Source organism: Streptomyces sp. NPDC032940, from assembly GCF_040636935.1.
Taxonomy (GTDB): domain Bacteria; phylum Actinomycetota; class Actinomycetes; order Streptomycetales; family Streptomycetaceae; genus Streptomyces.
Genome location: NZ_JBEZVJ010000010.1, coordinates 191,790 through 210,613 on the forward strand (window position 1 = coordinate 191,790; position 18,824 = coordinate 210,613).

At 70.8% G+C, this 18,824-nt stretch carries 17 protein-coding genes, 1 rRNA gene and 1 riboswitch; of the genes, 5 read left to right on the top strand and 13 right to left on the bottom strand.

What is annotated here, in order from left to right; translation table 11 throughout:
* Positions 1 to 4 precede the first annotated feature (4 nt).
* Positions 5 to 1,297: an extracellular solute-binding protein gene (locus AB0E77_RS16045; protein ID WP_361570300.1), complete on the bottom strand. Its 1,293-nt coding sequence runs from the start codon at positions 1,295 to 1,297 to the stop codon at positions 5 to 7.
* 293 nt (positions 1,298 to 1,590) lie between these two features.
* On the opposite strand from AB0E77_RS16045, the gene AB0E77_RS16050 reads away from it, so the two are divergent.
* From AB0E77_RS16050 to AB0E77_RS16065, 4 genes are all read left to right on the top strand, one after another.
* The gene (locus AB0E77_RS16050) at positions 1,591 to 1,986 is read left to right on the top strand and encodes a helix-turn-helix transcriptional regulator (protein WP_361570303.1); all 396 of its coding nucleotides are present in this window, start codon (positions 1,591 to 1,593) and stop codon (positions 1,984 to 1,986) included.
* 279 nt (positions 1,987 to 2,265) lie between these two features.
* On the top strand, positions 2,266 to 3,039 hold the full coding sequence (locus tag AB0E77_RS16055) for an ABC transporter permease (protein WP_361570374.1): 774 nt from the start codon (positions 2,266 to 2,268) through the stop codon (positions 3,037 to 3,039).
* Positions 3,036 to 4,115 carry an ABC transporter ATP-binding protein gene (locus AB0E77_RS16060; protein WP_361570306.1) on the top strand — a complete coding sequence of 360 codons (1,080 nt, stop codon included), beginning with the start codon at positions 3,036 to 3,038 and terminating at the stop codon, positions 4,113 to 4,115. The genes AB0E77_RS16055 and AB0E77_RS16060 overlap by 4 nt, the downstream gene beginning before the upstream one ends.
* A gap of 26 nt (positions 4,116 to 4,141) precedes the next feature.
* The gene (locus AB0E77_RS16065) at positions 4,142 to 4,561 is read left to right on the top strand and encodes a TOBE domain-containing protein (RefSeq protein WP_361570308.1); all 420 of its coding nucleotides are present in this window, start codon (positions 4,142 to 4,144) and stop codon (positions 4,559 to 4,561) included.
* Between the two features lie 80 nt (positions 4,562 to 4,641).
* On the opposite strand, the gene gcvP is transcribed toward AB0E77_RS16065, so the two are convergent.
* Positions 4,642 to 7,527, bottom strand: coding sequence for an aminomethyl-transferring glycine dehydrogenase (gene gcvP / locus AB0E77_RS16070; RefSeq protein ID WP_361570311.1), 2,886 nt, complete (start codon positions 7,525 to 7,527; stop codon positions 4,642 to 4,644).
* 174 nt (positions 7,528 to 7,701) lie between these two features.
* A riboswitch (glycine riboswitch) is annotated at positions 7,702 to 7,809 on the bottom strand.
* Between the two features lie 157 nt (positions 7,810 to 7,966).
* Between gcvP and AB0E77_RS16075 the strand changes: the two genes are divergently transcribed.
* Entirely contained in the window at positions 7,967 to 8,344 is a 378-nt protein-coding gene (locus AB0E77_RS16075; protein WP_361570314.1) for a PRC-barrel domain-containing protein, read from the top strand.
* Positions 8,345 to 8,403: 59 nt separating this feature from the next.
* Here AB0E77_RS16075 and AB0E77_RS16080 read toward each other — a convergent pair whose 3' ends face one another.
* From AB0E77_RS16080 to rrf, 11 genes are all read right to left on the bottom strand, one after another.
* The gene (locus AB0E77_RS16080; protein WP_361570317.1) at positions 8,404 to 9,918 is read right to left on the bottom strand and encodes a DNA polymerase IV; all 1,515 of its coding nucleotides are present in this window, start codon (positions 9,916 to 9,918) and stop codon (positions 8,404 to 8,406) included.
* Between the two features lie 65 nt (positions 9,919 to 9,983).
* Entirely contained in the window at positions 9,984 to 10,667 is a 684-nt protein-coding gene (locus tag AB0E77_RS16085) for a MerR family transcriptional regulator (protein WP_361570320.1), read from the bottom strand.
* A gap of 195 nt (positions 10,668 to 10,862) precedes the next feature.
* Positions 10,863 to 11,336, bottom strand: a complete 474-nt coding sequence (locus tag AB0E77_RS16090; protein WP_004934251.1) for a bifunctional nuclease family protein — start codon at positions 11,334 to 11,336, stop codon at positions 10,863 to 10,865.
* Positions 11,337 to 11,419: 83 nt separating this feature from the next.
* On the bottom strand, positions 11,420 to 12,157 hold the full coding sequence (locus tag AB0E77_RS16095) for a MerR family transcriptional regulator (RefSeq protein ID WP_361570323.1): 738 nt from the start codon (positions 12,155 to 12,157) through the stop codon (positions 11,420 to 11,422).
* 41 nt (positions 12,158 to 12,198) lie between these two features.
* Positions 12,199 to 12,735, bottom strand: a complete 537-nt coding sequence (locus tag AB0E77_RS16100) for an FHA domain-containing protein (protein ID WP_302898902.1) — start codon at positions 12,733 to 12,735, stop codon at positions 12,199 to 12,201.
* Positions 12,736 to 13,219: 484 nt separating this feature from the next.
* The gene (locus tag AB0E77_RS16105; RefSeq protein WP_361570326.1) at positions 13,220 to 14,065 is read right to left on the bottom strand and encodes a DUF881 domain-containing protein; all 846 of its coding nucleotides are present in this window, start codon (positions 14,063 to 14,065) and stop codon (positions 13,220 to 13,222) included.
* Positions 14,066 to 14,070: 5 nt separating this feature from the next.
* A complete protein-coding gene (locus AB0E77_RS16110; protein WP_361570329.1) occupies positions 14,071 to 14,403 on the bottom strand; it encodes a small basic family protein in 333 nt (110 codons plus the stop codon).
* Positions 14,400 to 15,236 (bottom strand): DUF881 domain-containing protein, encoded by an 837-nt coding sequence (locus AB0E77_RS16115; protein ID WP_361570377.1) that lies wholly within the window; start codon positions 15,234 to 15,236, stop codon positions 14,400 to 14,402. The genes AB0E77_RS16110 and AB0E77_RS16115 overlap by 4 nt, the downstream gene beginning before the upstream one ends.
* Before the next feature lie 167 nt (positions 15,237 to 15,403).
* Complete coding sequence (locus tag AB0E77_RS16120; protein WP_361570332.1) at positions 15,404 to 17,899, bottom strand: mannose-1-phosphate guanyltransferase; 2,496 nt, start codon at positions 17,897 to 17,899, stop codon at positions 15,404 to 15,406.
* Between the two features lie 112 nt (positions 17,900 to 18,011).
* On the bottom strand, positions 18,012 to 18,620 hold the full coding sequence (locus AB0E77_RS16125) for a CDP-alcohol phosphatidyltransferase family protein (protein WP_361570335.1): 609 nt from the start codon (positions 18,618 to 18,620) through the stop codon (positions 18,012 to 18,014).
* A gap of 109 nt (positions 18,621 to 18,729) precedes the next feature.
* A 5S ribosomal RNA gene (rrf, locus tag AB0E77_RS16130) occupies positions 18,730 to 18,824 on the bottom strand; the annotation flags it as partial.

The window sequence follows — 18,824 nt, forward strand, 5'->3', positions numbered from 1 at the left end:
GGGCCTACTGCTCTTCCTTCGCGGTCTTCGTGATCGACTCGGCGACCTGCTGCGGCGACTTGGAGCCGGCGACGAGCGCGGCGACGCTGTCGTTGATCTCCTGGCCGAGGGCGGGCGCGTAGGCCTGGTCGAGGTAGAGCTGGAAGCCGGTGGTTTCCTTGAGCTGCTTCTGCACGGCCTGCAGATTGGGGTCGGCCAGGGCGTCCTCGGCGGCGGGGACCACCGGCAGGACGCCGGTCTTCTTGACCAGTTCGCGGTCGGTGGCGGCCGAGGCGAAGAACTTCAGGAAGTCCACGGCGGCCTGCGGGGCGTCCCGGCGCAGCGCGTGTGCGCCGCCGCCGCCGAACACCTCGGTGATCGTGCCCTTGCCGCCCTCGACGGCCGGGAACGGGAAGAAGCCGAGGTCCTTCCCGAGGCCCTTGCCCGCGTCGGCCTCCACCACCGGGGCCCACTGGCCCATCAGTTCCATCGCGGCCTTGCCGTTGCCGACGGCCGCGGCCTGGCCGCTGGGGGTGGAGTAGGCGGCGCCGAGGAAGCCCTTCTGGAACGGCTGGAGGTCCACCAGCTCCTGCAGGTGCTGCCCGGCCTGGACGAACTCGTCCCCGGTGAAGTCCTTGTCGTCGTTGGCCTTCTCCAGGGCATCGGCACCGGCGGTGCGCATCGCCAGGTACGCCCAGTAGTACATCCCGGGCCACTTCTCCTTGCCCGCCAGGGCGAGGGGCGTGATCTTCGCGGCCTTCAGCGCGCGCACGGCGTCGAGGAAGCCGCTCCAGGTGGTCGGCGGCGCGGCGATGCCCGCCGCCTTGAAGTGCGCCTTGTTGTACCAGAAGCCGACCATGCCGATGTCGAACGGGATGCCGTACATCTTGTCGTCGATGAGGTACGGCTCCTTGGCGACCGGCAGCAGGCCGTCGCTCCACTCCTTCGTCCGGTCCGTGAGGTCCTCGACGAGACCGGCCTCGACCTGTTGCTCGAGGACGCCGCCGCCCCAGGTGTGGAAGATGTCGGGGAGCTTCCCGGAGGCGGTGAGCGCCGTCATCTTGGACTTGTAGGCGTCGTTCTCCAGCTGGACGATCTTCACCTTCACCTGGGGGTTCTGCGCCTCGAACTGCTTCGCGAGCGCCGCCCAGACGTCCTTCGTCGGCTGGGTGGTGGAAATGTTCCACCACTCGATCGTGGTCGTTCCCGAGGACCCTTCCTCGGAGTCGCCGCCACAGCCGCTCAGTGCCGTCATTCCCAGACCGGCCGCGGCGGAGGCCGCCATGAAGCCGCGGCGGGACAGTGCCGGGTCGCCCATCTTGCGCTCCTCGAGTGTTTTCCGAAAGTTTCGGACAGAATCCAGAAAGCTGCGTTGATGCCGCACCCTAGAGACAGCCCATAAACGGTGGCAAGCCCTTGTACCGAAGGAATCTGCGCCAGGTCCCGCTGCGGACACCGCTGAGATCATCCGAAGCAGGGGAAATGGCCGAAACATTCGACTGTCGCTGCGAACGTTCGCCGGACCCAGGGACGCGCCCCGTCCGGTCCGACGCGGCTCCCCGCGAGCCCCCTGCACGCACCGGTCATCCGCCGCCGCCTATCGTGACCGGCATGCAGTCCTACACGATCGGCCAGGCGGCGCGGCTGCTCGGCGTCAGCCCCGACACCGCCCGCCGCTGGGCCGACGCGGGCCGGATCACCACCCACCGCGACGAGGGCGGACGGCGGCTCGTCGACGGCCGCGACCTGGCCGCGTTCTCGGTCGACCTGGCCCGGTCGGCCGGCGCCGACGACGACACCGCTTACACCTCGGCCCGCAACGCCTTCCCGGGCATCGTGACCGCGATCAAGCTCGGCGACATCGCCGCCCAGGTCGAGATCCAGGCCGGCCCGCACCGGCTGGTCTCCCTGCTCACCCGCGAGGCGGTCGAGGAACTCGGCCTGGAGGTCGGGATGGAGGCGACCGCCCGCGTGAAGTCGACGAATGTGCATATCGACAAGGCGTGACCCCACCCCGGGCGGGACGCCCCGGCCCCCGTACGAACGCACATGCAAGCCCTGTGATCACAGGGGCCCGCTCATGCGATGAGACAGGAGACTCACGCCTCGCAGGTGCGGAAGTATGATCGGCGCATTCGGGGAGCCCCGACGCGCGCCCGGCGGCCGGGCCCGTCCGGCTCCCGACCGTGACCGAGGGAGCGGCCCGTGACGACCAAGTCCCCGGGGTCCGGGGCGGACACCGCGGCGGGCGGGCAGCGCCGCGAGCGCTCCCGCAGGTCCGCGCGTATCGTGCCGGTCCCCCTTCTCGTGCCCGCCCTCGTCGGCCTGGCGTTCCTGCTGCTCCCGCTGGTCGCCCTGCTGGTGCGGGCGCCCTGGCGGAGCCTGCCCGATCAGCTGACCAGCGCCGAGGTCTGGCAGGCGCTGCGGCTGTCGCTGGTGTGCGCCACCTCGGCCACCCTGCTGAGCCTGCTGATCGGCGTCCCGCTGGCCTGGCTGCTGGCGCGCACGGACTTCCCCGGCCGCGGCCTGGTGCGGGCGCTGGTGACGCTGCCGCTGGTGCTGCCCCCGGTGGTGGGCGGCGTGGCCCTGCTGCTGGCGTTCGGCCGCAACGGGGTGATCGGGCAGTGGCTCGACGCGTGGTTCGGGATCACGCTGCCGTTCACCACGACGGGCGTCGTCCTCGCGGAGACGTTCGTGGCGATGCCCTTCCTGGTCATCAGCGTGGAGGGCACCCTGCGGGCCGCCGACCCCCGGTACGAGGAGGCCGCCACGACGCTGGGCGCCTCCCGCTTCACCGCCTTCCGCCGGGTCACGCTGCCGCTGATAGCACCGGGCATCGCGGCGGGCTCCGTCCTGGCGTGGGCGCGGGCGCTGGGCGAGTTCGGGGCGACCATCACGTTCGCGGGCAACTTCCCCGGCCGGACCCAGACCATGCCGCTCGCGGTCTATCTCGCGCTGCAGACCGATCCGGCGGCGGCGATCGCCCTCAGCCTGGTGCTGCTGGCCGTCTCCATCGCCGTACTGGCCGGACTGCGTGACCGATGGATGAGGACGGCATGAAGTCACCCGAGCCCACCGCCACCCGCACCGTGCCCGGAGGCGGCCTCGACGCACGGCTCGTCGTGGACCGCGGCGACTTCCGCCTGGACGTGTCACTGACCGCCGCGCCCGGCGAGGTCCTCGCCCTGCTGGGCCCCAACGGCGCCGGCAAGACCACCGCGCTGCGCGCGCTCGCCGGCCTGCTGCCGCCCACCGGCGGTCATCTGCGTCTCGACGGCATCGCGCTGGACCGTACGCCGCCCGAGTCCCGGCCGGTGGGCGTCGTCTTCCAGGACTACCTGCTCTTCCCGCACCTGACCGCCCTCGACAACGTGGCCTTCGGCCCGCGCTGCCGGGGCGCGACCAAGGCCGAGGCCAGAGCCCTGGCCGCCGGGTGGCTGGACCGCATGGGCCTGGCCGGCCACGCCGGCGCCAAGCCCCGCCGTCTCTCCGGCGGCCAGGCGCAGCGCGTCGCCCTCGCCCGCGCCCTGGCGACCGATCCCCGGCTGCTGCTCCTCGACGAGCCGCTCGCCGCGCTGGACGCCCGCACCCGGCTCGAGGTGCGCGCCCAGCTCCGCCGTCATCTGGCCGGCTTCGAGGCCGTCGCGGTCCTGGTCACCCATGACCCGCTGGACGCCATGGTGCTGGCCGACCGGCTGGTGGTCGTCGAGCACGGCACGGTCGTCCAGGAGGGCAGCCCCGCCGACATCGCCCGCCGGCCCCGCACCGACTACATCGCGCAGCTGGTCGGCCTGAACCTCTACCGGGGGCGGGCCGAGGGCCATACCGTCCGGCTCGGCGCCGGCCCGGCCGTCACGACCACGGAGGACCTCTCCGGACCGGTCTTCGTGGCGTTCCCGCCGAGCGCCGTGACCCTGTACGGGGAGCGCCCGGCCGGCTCCAGCGCACGCAACCTGTGGCGGTGCGAGGTCGCGGGCCTGGAGACCCACGGCGACCAGATCCGCGTCGACCTGACCGGCGAACTGGCCCTCGCCGCCGACCTCACGACGGTGGCCGCGGCCGAGCTGGGCCTGCATCCGGGCGCACCGGTCTGGGCGACGGTCAAGGCGACGCAGACCCACGCATACCCGGCGTGACGGCGTCGCCGGGCTACGGTGCCTGCATGAGCCTGAGCATCCGCAACCAGCTCCCCGGCACCGTCACCGGCGTCACCCCGGGCGAGGCCATGGCGACGGTCAAGGTCCGCCTGGCCGGGGGCCAGGAGGTCACCGCGGCCATCACCCGGGAGGCCGCCGACGACCTCGGTCTGGGCACCGGGGCGGCCGTCCGCGCCCTGGTGAAGTCGACGGAGGTCTCCCTCGCCACCGGCTTGACCGACGGCCTGTCGATCCGCAACCGGCTGCCCGGCACGGTCACCCGGCTCGTGCCCGGCGAGGCGATGGCCCTCGTGCACGTCACCATGAAGGACGCCGAACTCACCGCCGTGATCACGAAGGAGGCGGCCGAGGAGCTGGGCCTCTTCGTGGGGTCCGACGTGGTCGCCCTGATCAAGGCGACCGAGGTCTCGCTCGCCACCGCATAGCGAGGGCGAAGGCCCCGCCCCCCTCTTGTCGGAAAGGGGGCGGGGCCTCCACTCGGGCCTGCCCGGTCCTCGTGACCCGCTCAGTCCTCGTAGGCGTCCAGCGGCGGGCAGGAGCACACGAGGTTCCGGTCACCGAAGGCCTGGTCGATGCGGCGCACCGGCGGCCAGTACTTGTCGGCCACCGACACCCCGGCCGGGAACACGGCCTCCTCGCGCGTGTACGCGTGGTCCCACTCGCCGCCCAGCGCACCGGCGGTGTGCGGGGCGCCGCTCAGCGGGTTGTCCTGCGCGGACCAGTCGCCGGAGCCGACCTTCTCGATCTCCGCGCGGATGGCGATCATCGCGTCGCAGAACCGGTCCAGCTCGGTCAGGTCCTCGGACTCGGTCGGCTCGATCATCAGCGTGCCGGCCACCGGGAAGGACATCGTCGGCGCGTGGAAGCCGTAGTCGATCAGCCGCTTGGCGACGTCGTCCACGCTCACACCGGTCGCCTTGGTCAGCGGACGCAGGTCGACGATGCACTCGTGCGCGACCAGCCCGGCCGGGCCGGTGTACAGCACCGGGAAGTGCGGCTCCAGGCGCTTGGCGATGTAGTTGGCGGACAGCACGGCCACCTGGGTGGCGCGCTTGAGGCCCTCGCCGCCCATGAGGCGGACGTACGACCAGGAGATCGGCAGGATGCCGGCCGAGCCCCACGGCGCCGCCGAGATCGGGCCGACACCGGTCTTCGGACCGGCCGCGGGCTGCAGCGGGTGGTTAGGCAGGTACGGCGCGAGGTGCGACCGCACGGCCACCGGGCCCACGCCGGGCCCGCCGCCGCCGTGCGGGATGCAGAAGGTCTTGTGCAGGTTCAGGTGGGAGACGTCGCCGCCGAAGTGGCCCGGCTTGGCGAGGCCGACCAGGGCGTTGAGGTTCGCACCGTCCACGTAGACCTGGCCGCCCGCGTCGTGCACCTGGGCACAGATGTCGGCGACGTGCTCCTCGAAGACGCCGTGCGTCGAGGGGTACGTGATCATCAGCACGGCCAGCTCGTCGCGGTGCTTCTCGATCTTGGCGCGCAGGTCCTCGACGTCGACCTCGCCGTCCTCGGCGGTCTTGACGACGACGACCTTCATGCCGGCCATGACGGCGCTCGCCGCGTTGGTGCCGTGCGCGGAGGACGGGATGAGGCAGACGGTGCGCTGGTCGTCGCCGTTGGCACGGTGGTAGCCGCGGACGGCGAGCAGACCGGCGAACTCGCCCTGCGAGCCGGCGTTCGGCTGGAGCGAGACCTTGTCGTACCCGGTGACCTCGGCGAGCCGCTCCTCCAGCTCACGGATGAGGGTGAGGTAGCCCTGCGCCTGCTCGGCGGGCGCGAAGGGGTGCAGCGCGCCGAACTCGGGCCAGGTGACCGGCTCCATCTCGGTGGTCGCGTTGAGCTTCATGGTGCAGGAGCCCAGCGGGATCATGCCGCGGTCCAGCGCGTAGTCGCGGTCGGCGAGGCGGCGCAGGTAGCGCAGCATCGCGGTCTCGGAGCGGTGCTGGTGGAAGACCGGGTGGGTCAGGAAGTCGTCGGTGCGCAGCAGCGCCTCGGGCAGCGTCTCCTCGGCGCTCGCGTCCAGGGCCTCGATGTCGCCCGCGACGCCGAACGCGTTCCACACGCCGCTGACCTGGGCCCGCGTGGTGGTCTCGTCGCAGGCGAACGACACGTGGTCGGCGTCGACGAGACGCAGGTTGATGCCGTTGCCGCGGGCGGCGTGCACGATCTCGCCGGCCCGGCCCGGCACCCGTGCGGTGACCGTGTCGAAGTAGGCGCCGTGGACGATCTCGACGCCGCCGGCCGCGAGGCCCGCGGCGGTGACGGAGGCGTACCGGTGGGTGCGCCGGGCGATGGCCCGCAGCCCGTCCGGCCCGTGGTACACGGCGTACATACCGGCCATGACGGCGAGCAGCACCTGCGCGGTGCAGATGTTGCTGGTCGCCTTCTCGCGGCGGATGTGCTGCTCGCGGGTCTGCAGGGCGAGGCGGTAGGCCTTGTTGCCGTCGGCGTCCACGGAGACGCCCACGAGGCGGCCGGGCAGGCTGCGCGCGAACTTCTCGTGCACGGCCATGTAGCCGGCGTGCGGCCCGCCGAAGCCCATCGGCACGCCGAAGCGCTGGGTGGTGCCGATGGCGATGTCCGCGCCGAGCGCGCCGGGCGAGGCGAGCAGCGTGAGGGCGAGCAGGTCGGCGGCGACGGTGACGAGCGCGCCGAGCTCGTGCGCCCGGTCGATGACCGGCTTGATGTCGCGGACGGCACCGGAGGCGCCCGGGTACTGGATCAGTACGCCGTTGATCTCCCGCTCGGCGACCTCGGCCGGGATGCCGTCGCTCAGATCGGCGACGACGACCTCGACGCCGGTCGGCTCGGCGCGGGTCTGGATCACGGCGATGGTCTGCGGCAGCGCGTCCGCGTCGACCAGGAAGAGGCCCTTCTTGTTCTTGCCCATGCGCCGGGACAGGGCCATCGCCTCGGCGGCGGCGGTGCCCTCGTCGAGCAGCGAGGCGCCGGAGGTCGGCAGGCCGGTGAGGTCGGCGACCATGGTCTGGAAGTTCAGCAGGGCCTCCAGACGGCCCTGGGAGATCTCCGGCTGATACGGCGTGTACGCGGTGTACCAGGCCGGGTTCTCCATGACGTTGCGCAGGATGACCGGCGGGGTGAAGGTGCCGTAGTAGCCCAGGCCGATCATGGAGTCGAGGACCTGGTTGCGGTCGGCCAGCGAGCGCAGCTCGGCCAGTACCTCGGCCTCGGAGCGGGCGCCCGGCAGGTCCAGGGCGTCGGCGTTCTTGATCACATCCGGTACCGCGGCGGCCGTCAGTTCGTCGAGCGAGCCGTAGCCGACCTGCGCGAGCATCTTGGCCTGGGCCTCGCGGTCGGGGCCGATGTGGCGCTGCTCGAAGGGTGCTGCCTGTTCGAGCTCGGAGAGCGGAATGCGATGGGCGGTCATTGCGGAGGCCTCCTGGTCTGACGACCTTCGAGGGGCACCACGGCGCGGGTGCCCGGACGGCCTCCCCCTCTGTCATCTCGACCTGAGAGCTTCACCGGGCCGCCCGAGAGCTGCCGGCTTTCACCGTCGGTGAGAGCAGGGGCCGTCGGCACCCGCTCTGCTTTCCAGAGTGACCTCGTCCGTGCGGTACGTGTGCCTGAGAGATTCCGGGGAGGATTTGCTCCTTCGGCGCCTCCGATGATGTCTGCGATGACGTCTGGAGGACTCTCCCGCACGGGGTCAGCAGCCGTTTGCCAGCCTACCAGCGAGGCGGGCGCACAGGTCTTCGAGTGACTGAGCGCACCTTCGAGTGGCCGCTCTCCCCGATGTGCCTTTTTGTAGTACTGACGGATGATTCGCCGGCTGGTTTGCGACCGGAGTGCGACCAAGTGGAGGGCCCGTGCGTACCGACATCGATCCGCGCAATCTGATAGGCCGCAAGGCGTTCGACCGTAACGGCACGAGGATCGGCACCGTGGACGAGGTCTACCTCGACGATGCCACCGGCGTCCCCGAGTGGGCCGCCATACGCACCGGCCTGTTCAGCAGGGACGCCTTCGTGCCCCTGGAGCCCAGCGAGCTGGTCGACGGCACCCTGCGCGTCCCCTTCGACCGGTCCCTGATCAAGGAGGCCCCCGACTTCGGCGTCGGCCGTCACCTCTCGCCGGAACAGGAGCTCCAGCTCTACCACCACTACGGTCTCGATGTGGCCGCCGCTCCACCGCTTCCCGACCACGACTTCGGCAAGCTGGCGGGCACGGGCAACGAGGAGAGCTGAGGCGAACGCCGGCTCAGGGCACCTCGTACACGAGACCCGCCGTCCCTGACGGCCGCGGGTCAGGGCGTCGCCGCACCCGCACTCCCCGGCTCCTGCTCCTGCTCCTGCTCCTGCTCGGCGACCCCGGCAGCCGAAGGGACGGCGGAGGCCGGGGGGACGCCCTCGGCACCCGCCGGCGGTTCCGCGACCCCCGCCCCGGCGGAGGCCGCCGGCGCCCCGCCCTCCCCGGGTCTTCGTGGCGCCTCGACCAGCGGCAGCGGATCGGCCGGCGTCAGCTGCGGGTCGTCCACCGGAAAGGTCCGCACCCGGCCCGGCCCGGAGTACGGCGTCTCGAAGCGCACCGTGACCCGCCCCAGGCCGCTGCCCTGCACCCACCCGTGCCCCAGCTCCGCGTGCCGCACGTCGTGCCCGGAGGGCCAGCGGCGCCCGACCGGACCGGGCCGGTACTCCTCGGCGGGCTCCTCGCCCGCCGGCTCCTCCGCGTGCTCCTCGGCCGGTTCCCCGGCGGCCTGCGCGAAAAGGTCCTCCTGCGTGTAGTCGGCGAGCCCGCTGACGCCGACCCCGAGCAGCCGCACACCGCCCGTGGTGTCCACCGAGTCGAGCAGCCGGGCCGCCGCCTCCCGCACCACCGCCGGGTCGTCCGTGGGTCCCCGCAGGGTCTCCGAGCGGGTCAGCGTGGAGAAGTCGTACCGCCGCACCTTGAGCACGATGGTCCGGCCGGACAGCCCCGACCCCCGCAGCCGCCGCACGCACCGGTCGGCCAGCCGCGCCACTTCCACGCCCACCCGCACCCGGTCGTGGATGTCCACGTCGTAGGTGTCCTCGACCGACACCGACTTGGTCTCCCGCTCGGCCACCACGGAACGCTCGTCGCGTGCCAGCGCCATCGCGTACAGGGCGTGTCCGTGCGCCTTGCCGAGCAGCCGCACCAGCTCGTCCTCGCCCGCCTCGGCGAGCTCCTCGACCGTGGTGATCCCGGCCCTGCGCAGATGGTCGCCCGTCGCCGGTCCCACTCCGGGGAGGATCCGGACGGACTTCGGGCCGAGCATGGCCCGCTCGGTCCCGGGCTCGATGAGCACCATCCCGTCCGGCTTGGCCTCCTCCGAGGCGATCTTGGCGAGCATCTTGGACGCGGCGAGCCCCACCGAACCCGTGAGGCCGGTGACGGCCCGGATGTCCGCGCGCAGCTTCGCTCCCGCCAGCCGCGCCGAGTCCGCGTCCCAGGCCGCCCCGCCGGCCTCCAGGTCCACGAACGCCTCGTCCAGGCTCAGCGGCTCCACCAGCGGCGACAGGGCCCGCAGCAGCCGCATCACCTGCTCGCTGATCGACCGGTACAGCTCGAAGCGCGGGACGAGATAGGCGGCGTTGGGCGCGAGCCGGCGGGCCTGGCCCATGGGCATGGCCGAGTGGACACCGAAGACCCGCGCCTCGTAGGAGGCCGTGGCGACCACGCCCCGCGGTCCGAGGCCGCCCACGACGACGGCCTTCCCGCGCAGGCTCGGCTTGGACGCCTGCTCCACCGAGGCGAAGAAGGCATCCATGTCGAGATGCAGGATCGTGGGCGCGGTTCTCACATCTCCGATGCTGCCCTACGCCACTGACAATGCGCCGCCCGTGCCCCGTGGGTCCGGTCGGTGTCTCAGACCGCCCGGTTGCGGCGCCGCGCCAGTTCGTCCGCGGGGTTGGGTCCGACCAGGGTCTCCCCCGTGTCGATCCGCTCCCCGTGCAGTTGGGACAGCGCGCTCTCGACGTCCCGCCACACCACGCCGACGGCGATGCCGAAGATGCCCTGGCCGCCCTGGAGCAGGGCGTGGACCTCGTCGGGCGAGGTGCACTCGTAGACCGTGGCGCCGTCGCTCATCAGCGTCATGCGCTCCAGGTCGCGAAAGCCGCGTTCCCTGAGGTGCTGGACGGCGGTGCGGATGTTCTGCAGCGACACCCCGGTGTCGAGGAACCGCTTGACGATCTTCAGCACGACGACGTCGCGGAAGCTGTAGAGGCGCTGGGTGCCGGACCCGTGGGCGGGCCGCACACTGGGCTCGACCAGACCCGTACGGGCCCAGTAGTCGAGCTGCCGGTAGGTGATGCCGGCGGCGGCGCAGGCCGTCGGCCCGCGGTAGCCGATCTGCTCGGACGCCATGGACGTCGCCCCTCCGCTGCTCGGCACGGCCGCCGGCCGCTGCGGAGCATGATCGGCCGCGCTGCCGTGCTGGGGGTAGCCCCCGCTCGAGCGGAACCGAGAGCCCGGGGAAGGGTGCGAGCCGCCCACCCCGAGGCCGCGTCCGGGGCCACCCCCGGCCGTACCGTCGCCGCTCATTCTCACGCCGACCTCCGTCCTTGACCTGCCTCCTCGACGGTAGGCAGTCACCAACGGTGCGTCAACGATCGCCACACTCGGCACGCCGAGTGATAATCACCCTAAGAGTGGTTTCGCGTGCCCCGTCGCGGGGAAAGGCTAGCCGAATGCGCTCGGACGGGACCGTGCGACGGCGCCTCCCGTCCCGGCCCGTGGATGTGACTACTGGTTGCTGGTGCCGAAGTCCTCGGGCGAGATCTGGTCGAGGAACTCGCGGAACTTCTCCACCTCGTCCTCCTGCTCGTCGGGAATGGCGATGCCCGCGTCGTCGAGCACCGTGTCGCTGCCGTAGATCGGCGTTCCGGTGCGCAACGCGAGCGCTATGGCGTCGGACGGCCGGGCGCTCACCTCGACGCCGCTGGCGAAGACCAGCTCGGCGTAGAAGACCCCTTCACGCAGGTCCGTGATGCGTACTTCCGTGAGCTCCTGGCCGACGGCCTCCAGCACGTCCTTGAACAGGTCGTGGGTCAGCGGCCGCGCGGGAGCCATGCCCTGCTGGGCGAAGGCGATCGCCGTCGCCTCCCCCGGCCCGATCCAGATGGGGAGGTAGCGGTCGCCTCCCACTTCGCGCAGCAGCACGATCGGTTGGTTGGAGGGCATCTCGACCCGGACACCTACGACATCGAGCTCGTTCACACAGCAACCCTAGGCCGTGCCCGGGACGTTTGGGTAGTCGGGCCGGGAACGGGTGGGCGATACGGGTTCCCGGCCGGGCCCTTTCAGGGCAGCCGCACCCCGAGGGCGGTCTGCACCAGTGCCGCGTGAAGCTTCACCGCCAGTGCGGCCAGCTCCTTGGTGCGGGCTTCGGCGTGCGCTCTGGTCTGCGGGTTGCGGTGGCGCCTGAGCGGAGCGACCACCTGGTCCACCAGCCCGGCCTCCCGGTCGGCGGCGGCCTTCATCAGCCGCAGATGCCGCGGCTCGATCCCGAACCGCCCCAGCTCGACCACGAGCGAGGCGACGGTGACCGCCTCGGCGTCGTAGACCCCGTCGGCCAGGGGAGTGACGAGCCCGTACGACTCCCACTCCGTGAGCTCCTGCTCGCCGATGCCGGCGGCGGCGAGCAGCTCGTCCCGGCCGATCCGGGCCGCCGTGGGTCCCTCGTCGGCCTCCGGCACGGCCTGCCCGTCGCGCTGCCGGCCCACGGTCGGCAGACGCACCGCCTCACCGCGCTCCATGGCGTCCAGATGCTCCCGGATCACCTTCAGCGGCAGATAGTGGTCCCTCTGCATGCGCAGCACGTGACCGAGACGCTCGACGTCGTCCGTACTGAACTTGCGGTACCCCGCCGGGGTACGCCGTGGCTCGACCAGGCCCTCCGACTCCAGGAAGCGGATCTTGGAGATGGTGATGTCGGGGAACTCGTCGCGCAGCGTGTTCAGCACCGAGCCGATGCTCATCAGCCGACTGTCCGCGGCGGCGGTGCCGGGCACGGCACCGCCGCTCGGTGTTCGAAGCATGGACCTTCCCTGGGACTCCCCCGGAACGAGTCCGGGGACGGTCAGTAGCCCCGCTGGCTCGCGTAGAAGACCAGCCGGTACTTGCCGATCTGCACCTCGTCGCCGTTCGACAGTGCGACCTGGTCGATCCGCTCGCGGTTGACGTACGTGCCGTTCAGGCTGCCGACGTCGGCCACCGTGAACGAGCCGTCCGGGCTGCGGCGGAACTCCACGTGCCGGCGCGAGACCGTCACGTCGTCCAGGAAGATGTCGCTCTGCGGGTGACGTCCGGCCGTGGTCAGCTCACCGTCCAGCAGGAAGCGGCTGCCGGAGTTCGGGCCACGGCGCACGACCAGCAGCGCCGAGCCCAGCGGCAGCGCATCCACGGCCGCCTGCGCCTCCGGGGAGAGCGCGGGCACCGCCGTCTGGCCGGTCATCTCGGCGTCGTACGCCTCCAGGCCGGAGATGGAGATCGTCGAGGTCGTCTCGGAGGCACGCTCCGGGACCGCCCCGGGACGCAGGGGGGCACCGCAGTTGGAGCAGAAGCGGCTGTTCTCCGCGTTGCGGTTGCCGCACCTCGTACACACCAGGGCCGACATGGACGGATCCTCCTGCCGCGGCTGCCCCGCCGGGGCGTTCGACGCGTACGGGCCGGGGTTGAACCCTCCACCTGCACCTGAGGCTGAGGGTTGGCCGAAACCTATGCCGCCGGACTGCGCAGGGTCAACAGACGGCGCGCCCTGGCCACCGGAAATGTCACCGCCCGGACCAGCCACCTGGTCCCGGAACATCGGGCGCTGGCCCTCTGCGTCGGGCTGGGCGCGATGGCGAGCGGTCGCGTTGTCGCTGCCCTCTCGCGCGCTCTTGCCGAACAACTTCGCAAACAACTTCACGGGCGATTCCCCTTGACCGAAACAGACCCGCCCGTGGGGCAGGACGAACCCTGACTGAACCTACTGGCCGACCCGGACACCTTTACAACGTCCGTCTCCACCGGACAGTTTCCACCACGCACCACCCAATCGGTGCGCCGACCCCCCGCAACCTCATGCCCTCGCCGGACGCCCCCCATGCACCGCCGGTTCACCGGGAGGACGACCGAGCGTAGTCAGGCCGCTTCGCCGCTCGCAAGGCGTCGACGACGATCTTGCTCGACCGCTCAACAGTAACGGTGGCCTGTTCCTTCTCCAGAGTCTGCACCACGCCCCCAGGGATGTTGAGCGCCGGTTCGAGGTCCTGCGGCTTGCCGATGACCTGGAAACGATAGGGCGCGTTGATCTTGTTCCCGTCGACGCTCACGCTCTTGTCGGCGTCGGAGAGATAGGTGCCCGCGACGACCCGGACTCCGTTGACCTGAATCGCCTCCGCCCCCGCCGCGCGCAGCTCCTGGATCGCGTCGAGCAGCATGTCCGCCTCGACCGTCCCCTTCGTGTCCTCGATCGTCATCGTGATGCCCGGTCCCTGCGCGGCCACCGTGCCCGCCAGGATGCCGAGTTGCCGCTCCTTCTCCAGCGTCTGCTTGCGGGCCTCCTCGGCCTGGTCGGAGCTGTTCTCCAGCTCGTCGCGCTGCTTCTCGAGGCCCTGCTTCTCGTCTTCAAGACGCTGAGTACGGTCGTCCAGTTCATCGAGGATGCGGACGAGATCCTCCTGCCGGGCGCCGCGCAGCGCGCTGTCGCTGTCGCTGTTCGACGCGACCTGGACGGCGAGGCCGAAACCCAGGCCGAACAGCAGCAGCGCGACGATGAGTTGTGCCCGGGTGACGCGCGGTGGCCACAGCCCCTTCACCAGCCGCTGCCGACCGGTGAGCCCGTTTCCCGGTTGCGTCCGCTCCGCCTGGGACGCGTCCGCGGCGGACGGGTGGGCCGGCGGCACCTCCTCGGGCAGTTCCCTGCGCAGCCTGTTCGCGGACTGCTCCTCGTGGTCGCTCATCGGCCTCACGCCCGGAACACGTGCCGGCGGATGGCCGCGGCATTGGAGAAGATGCGGATGCCGAGGACGACGACGACACCGGTGGACAGCTGGGCGCCCACGCCCAGCTTGTCGCCGAGGAACACGATCAGTGCGGCCACGACGACGTTCGACAGGAACGACACCACGAAGACCTTGTCGTCGAAGATGCCGTCGAGCATGGCGCGCAGCCCGCCGAAGACGGCGTCGAGCGCCGCCACGACGGCGATCGGCAGATACGGCTCGACGGCCGCCGGCACCTCGGGCCGGACCAGGATTCCGGCCACGACTCCCACGACGAGGCCCAGTACGGCGATCACGATGTGCCCTTCTCGGATATCGGTTGTGCGGTTCGTACGATCACACTCGGTGCGGCCGGAACCCGGAGGTCGTCCTCCGTGGAGAGGGCGGTCCGGATGCCGTAGCTCTCTTGCAGGGCGTGCAGATACAGCCCGTCCGCGCTGTCCTGGAACCTGCTGCCGAGCTGCTTGCCGTCCCCCACCGCGAGCACCGTGTACGGCGGCACGAGCGGCCTGTTGTCGACCAGTATCGCGTCCCCCGCGGCACGGATCGCCGACAGCGCGGTCAGCCGCTGCCCGTTGATGGAGACCGCCTCGGCCCCCGACTCCCACAGCCCGTTGACCACGCGCTGCATGTCCCGGTCACGCACCCGGCCGGTGTCGGAGAAGCCGGAGGTGCCGCGCGGCCGGCCGTCGCTGCCGGTGCCGGCGTCCTTGGCGTCGTCCACCACGAGCTTCACGCCGGGTCCGTGCACCTCGACGGCCCCGGCCAGCACGCCCACCAGGTCGGCCCGCTCACCGTCGCCGCTCTGGTCCAGCGCCTCGCGCTGTCGCGCGCTCACCTCGTCGCGGAGTTCGTCGACGCTCTTCTCGAGCTTGTCGGCCGCCGAGGTCTCGTCCTCGATGCGGTCGATCAGCTCCTCGCGCTCCTTGGCGACGACGGGCGCCGCGACGCGTGCCTGCGCCGCTCCGACCGTGACCACGAGGGCGGCGAGCACCAGTCCCGCCGCCAGGGCGAGCTTGGCGCGCAGGGTGCGGGGCATCCCACCGGCGCCCTCGGCCTTCTTCCGCGCGGCGGCCTCGGCGTAACCGTCGTCGAGGCTGTGGTCCATCACGTTGGTGAGCAACGACATGGACGCGTCCGGGCGTGCGGGCCGCGTGGACGTGCTCCGAACGGGGGGTTGCTGCGGCATGCCGCACATCGTCGCACGCCCCGGCCGCTACCTCCGAACGGCCCCACCGGCGTGCCGGACAGGCCCCCTTGGGGGCACTTGTCCGGCACGCGCGCGTGCGGTGTGTTTTACCGGCCCGCGCTGTCCACCACGGCGGACCACTCGTCGAGCAGGGCCTGCGCGGAGGCGTCGTCGGGTCCTTCGGCCCACAGGTGGGTGACGGCTTCGGCCGGGTCGGGAAGCACCATCACCCAGCGCCCGTCGGTCTCCACCACGCGCACGCCGTCGGTGGTGTCCACGAAGCGGTCTCCGGCCGCTTCGACGACCCGCCGCATCACCAGTCCCTTGACGGCCCACGGGGTGGCCAGGTCCCGCTTGAGGACGTGCGCCCGCGGAATCCGCGCGTCGATCTGGCTGAGCGTGAGCTGCGTCCGCGCCACCAGTCCGATGAGCCGCACGAACGCCGCCGTGCCGTCGTAGACGCTGCTGAACTCCGGGACGATGAAACCGCCCTTGCCGTCACCGCCGAAGATCGTGCCTTCCTCACCGCCGACCCGGGTGAGGTCGTCCGGCGAGGTCGTCGTCCACTCGACCTGGGTGCCGTGGTACGCCGCCACCTGCTCGGCGATCCGGGTGGTCGTCACCGGCAGCGCGACCCGCCCGCTGCGCCGCTCGGCCGCGATGAGGTCGAGCATGACCAGCAGTGCCCGGTCGTCCTCGATGATGCGGCCCTTCTCGTCCACGAGCGACAGCCGCTCGCCGACCGGGTCGAAGCGCACGCCGAACGCGGCCCGCGAGGACGCCACGATCTCCCCGAGGCGTACCAGGCCCGACCGCCGCATGTCCGCCGACTCTGTCGGCCTGGACTCGTCGAGACCGGGGTTGATGGTCAGCGAGTCGACGCCGAGCTTCCCGAGCAGGCTGGGCAGGACGAGCCCCGAACTTCCGTTGGAGGCGTCCACGACAACCTTGAGCCCGGACTCGGCGATCCCGGTGGTGTCGACGTTCCGCAACAGCGACCCGGTGTACGAGTCGAAGACGCTGGACGGGAAGTGCAGGTCTCCGATCTCGCCGGGGAACGCGCGCCGGTACTCCTGCCGCGCGAACACCCGGTCCAGCTTCCGCTGACTGCCCTGTGAGAGGTCGGCGCCCTGCCCGTCGAAGAACATGATGTCCACCGAGTCGGGCACCCCGGGCGTGGTCCGGATCATGATGCCGCCGGCGCTGCCGCGCGCGGTCTGCTGCCGTGCCACGGGCAGCGGCACGTTCTCCAGGTCGCGTACGTCGATGGCGCTGGCCTGCAGCGCGGAGATCACCGCCCGCTTCAGCGCGCGGGCGCCGCGGGAGTGGTCGCGGGCCGTGGTGACGGTGGAGCCCTTCTTCAGCGTGGTCGCGTAGGCACCGGCCAACCGCACGGCCAGCTCCGGTGTGATCTCCACGTTGAGGATGCCGGACACCCCGCGGGCACCGAAGAGGTGGGCCTGTCCTCTCGACTCCCAGATGACGGAGGTGTTGACGAAGGCACCGGCCTCGATCGTCTTGAACGGGTACACCCGCACATTGCCCTGGACGATCGATTCTTCACCGACCAGGCACTCGTCGCCGATGACCGCGCCGTCCTCGATCCGCGCGGCGCGCATGATGTCGGTGTTCTTGCCGACGACGCAGCCCCGCAGATTGCTGTGCGGCCCGACGTACACGTTGTCGTGGACGACGGCCTTGTGCAGGAAAGCGCCGCTCTTGACGACGACGTTGGATCCCACGACGGTGTGTTCACGGATCTCGGCGCCGGCTTCGACCTTGGCGTAGTCGCCGATGTAGAGCGGTCCGCGCAGCACGGCGTCGGGGTGCACCTCGGCGCCCTCCGCGACCCACACGCCGGGAGAGATCTCGAATCCGTCGATGTCGACGTCGACCTTGCCTTCGAGGACGTCGGCCTGGGCCTTGACGTAGCTCTCGTGCGTGCCGACGTCCTCCCAGTAGCCTTCGGCGACATAGCCGTAGACCGGCTTGCCTTCCTTCATCAGCTGCGGAAAGACGTCGCCGGACCAGTCGACGGGCACATCGGGGTCGACGTAGTCGAAGACCTCGGGCTCCATGACGTAGATGCCGGTGTTCACGGTGTCCGAGAAGACCTGGCCCCAGGTCGGCTTCTCGAGGAAGCGCTCGACCTTGCCCTCTTCGTCGACGATGGTGATGCCGAATTCCAGGGGGTTGGGCACGCGTGTCAGACACACGGTGACGAGCGCGCCCTTTTCCTTGTGGAAGTTGATCAGGTCGGTGAGGTCGAAGTCGGTCAGGGCGTCGCCGGAAATGACGAGGAAGGCATCGTCCTTCAACGCCTCCTCGGCGTTCTTCACGCTTCCGGCAGTACCGAGTGGCTTCTCCTCATTGGCATAGGTGAGCTCCATTCCGAGCTCCTCACCGTCACCGAAGTAGTTCTTGACCAGGGAAGCCAGGAACTGCACGGTGACGACGGTCTCGTTGAGCCCATGCCTTTTGAGCAGCCTCAGAACGTGCTCCATGATCGGCCGGTTGGCCACCGGCAGGAGCGGCTTGGGCATGCTCGAGGTCATCGGGCGAAGGCGCGTGCCTTCGCCTCCGGCCATCACGACGGCCTTCATGTCGGAAGCGTCCTCCTCTAAGAGACGACGGTTAAGCCGACTTCACCCGTCCAGGGTCGCGCACTTTTGCAGCGCGGGCCATCCGGCCGGAGCGGCCGTGCAAAGGGCGAGTTCAATCGGCCATGGTGTCCGCACGGACCAAGCGGCGCACCTGAACCACGTAGAGAACACCTGCCCACCAGTAGAGGGTTGTACCCCATCCTGCGAACGCCCATCCGAAAACTGCGGCCAGTGACGCGATCCACCCGCTGCCGTCGCTGAGCAGCAGCAGAGGGAAGGCGTACATGAGGTTGAACGTGGCGGCCTTCCCCAGGAAGTTCACCTGCGGCGGCGGATAGCCGTGGCGCCGGAGGATGCCCACCATCACCAGCAGGACCGTTTCACGAGCGAGCAGTACAAGGGTCAACCAGAGCGGAAGGATCTCCCGCCAGGTGAGGCCGACCAGGGTCGACAGAATGTAGAGCCGGTCGGCCGCGGGATCCAGGAGCCGACCCAGGCTGCTGATCTGGTTCCAACGCCGCGCGAGCTTTCCGTCCAGGTAGTCACTGACTCCGCTGAGGGCCAGCACCAACAGCGCCCAGCCGTCGCTCTGCGGCCCGCCGAACTCGGGACGCAGGATCAGCCACAGGAAGAGGGGCACGCCGGCGAGGCGCGCCATGCTGAGGATGTTCGGGATGGTGAGGACCCGGTCAGTCTGCACGCGGGTCTCCTGGACCTCCACGCGGGGGCCTCCTGGAAGAAACGAGCCAATGATGCTCCCCGACCCTACCTCAACACAAAAAAGCTCTGGCTCCTGGGCTGCATGCCCAGGAGCCAGAGCTCTAAAAGGAGTTCGGCGGCGTCCTACTCTCCCACAGGGTCCCCCCTGCAGTACCATCGGCGCTGAAAGGCTTAGCTTCCGGGTTCGGAATGTAACCGGGCGTTT

What these genes read in the sequence shown, in the direction of transcription:
- AB0E77_RS16050 (WP_361570303.1), top strand. Translation starts at nt 1,591, where the DNA reads ATGCAGTCCTACACGATCGGCCAGGCGGCGCGGCTGCTCGGCGTCAGC.
- AB0E77_RS16105 (WP_361570326.1), bottom strand. Translation starts at nt 14,065, where the DNA reads ATGAGCGACCACGAGGAGCAGTCCGCGAACAGGCTGCGCAGGGAACTG.
- AB0E77_RS16100 (WP_302898902.1), bottom strand. Translation starts at nt 12,735, where the DNA reads ATGTCGGCCCTGGTGTGTACGAGGTGCGGCAACCGCAACGCGGAGAAC.
- AB0E77_RS16065 (WP_361570308.1), top strand. Translation starts at nt 4,142, where the DNA reads ATGAGCCTGAGCATCCGCAACCAGCTCCCCGGCACCGTCACCGGCGTC.
- AB0E77_RS16120 (WP_361570332.1), bottom strand. Translation starts at nt 17,899, where the DNA reads ATGAAGGCCGTCGTGATGGCCGGAGGCGAAGGCACGCGCCTTCGCCCG.
- gcvP (WP_361570311.1), bottom strand. Translation starts at nt 7,527, where the DNA reads ATGACCGCCCATCGCATTCCGCTCTCCGAGCTCGAACAGGCAGCACCC.
- AB0E77_RS16045 (WP_361570300.1), bottom strand. Translation starts at nt 1,297, where the DNA reads ATGGGCGACCCGGCACTGTCCCGCCGCGGCTTCATGGCGGCCTCCGCC.
- AB0E77_RS16115 (WP_361570377.1), bottom strand. Translation starts at nt 15,236, where the DNA reads ATGTCGTTGCTCACCAACGTGATGGACCACAGCCTCGACGACGGTTAC.
- AB0E77_RS16095 (WP_361570323.1), bottom strand. Translation starts at nt 12,157, where the DNA reads ATGCTTCGAACACCGAGCGGCGGTGCCGTGCCCGGCACCGCCGCCGCG.
- AB0E77_RS16060 (WP_361570306.1), top strand. Translation starts at nt 3,036, where the DNA reads ATGAAGTCACCCGAGCCCACCGCCACCCGCACCGTGCCCGGAGGCGGC.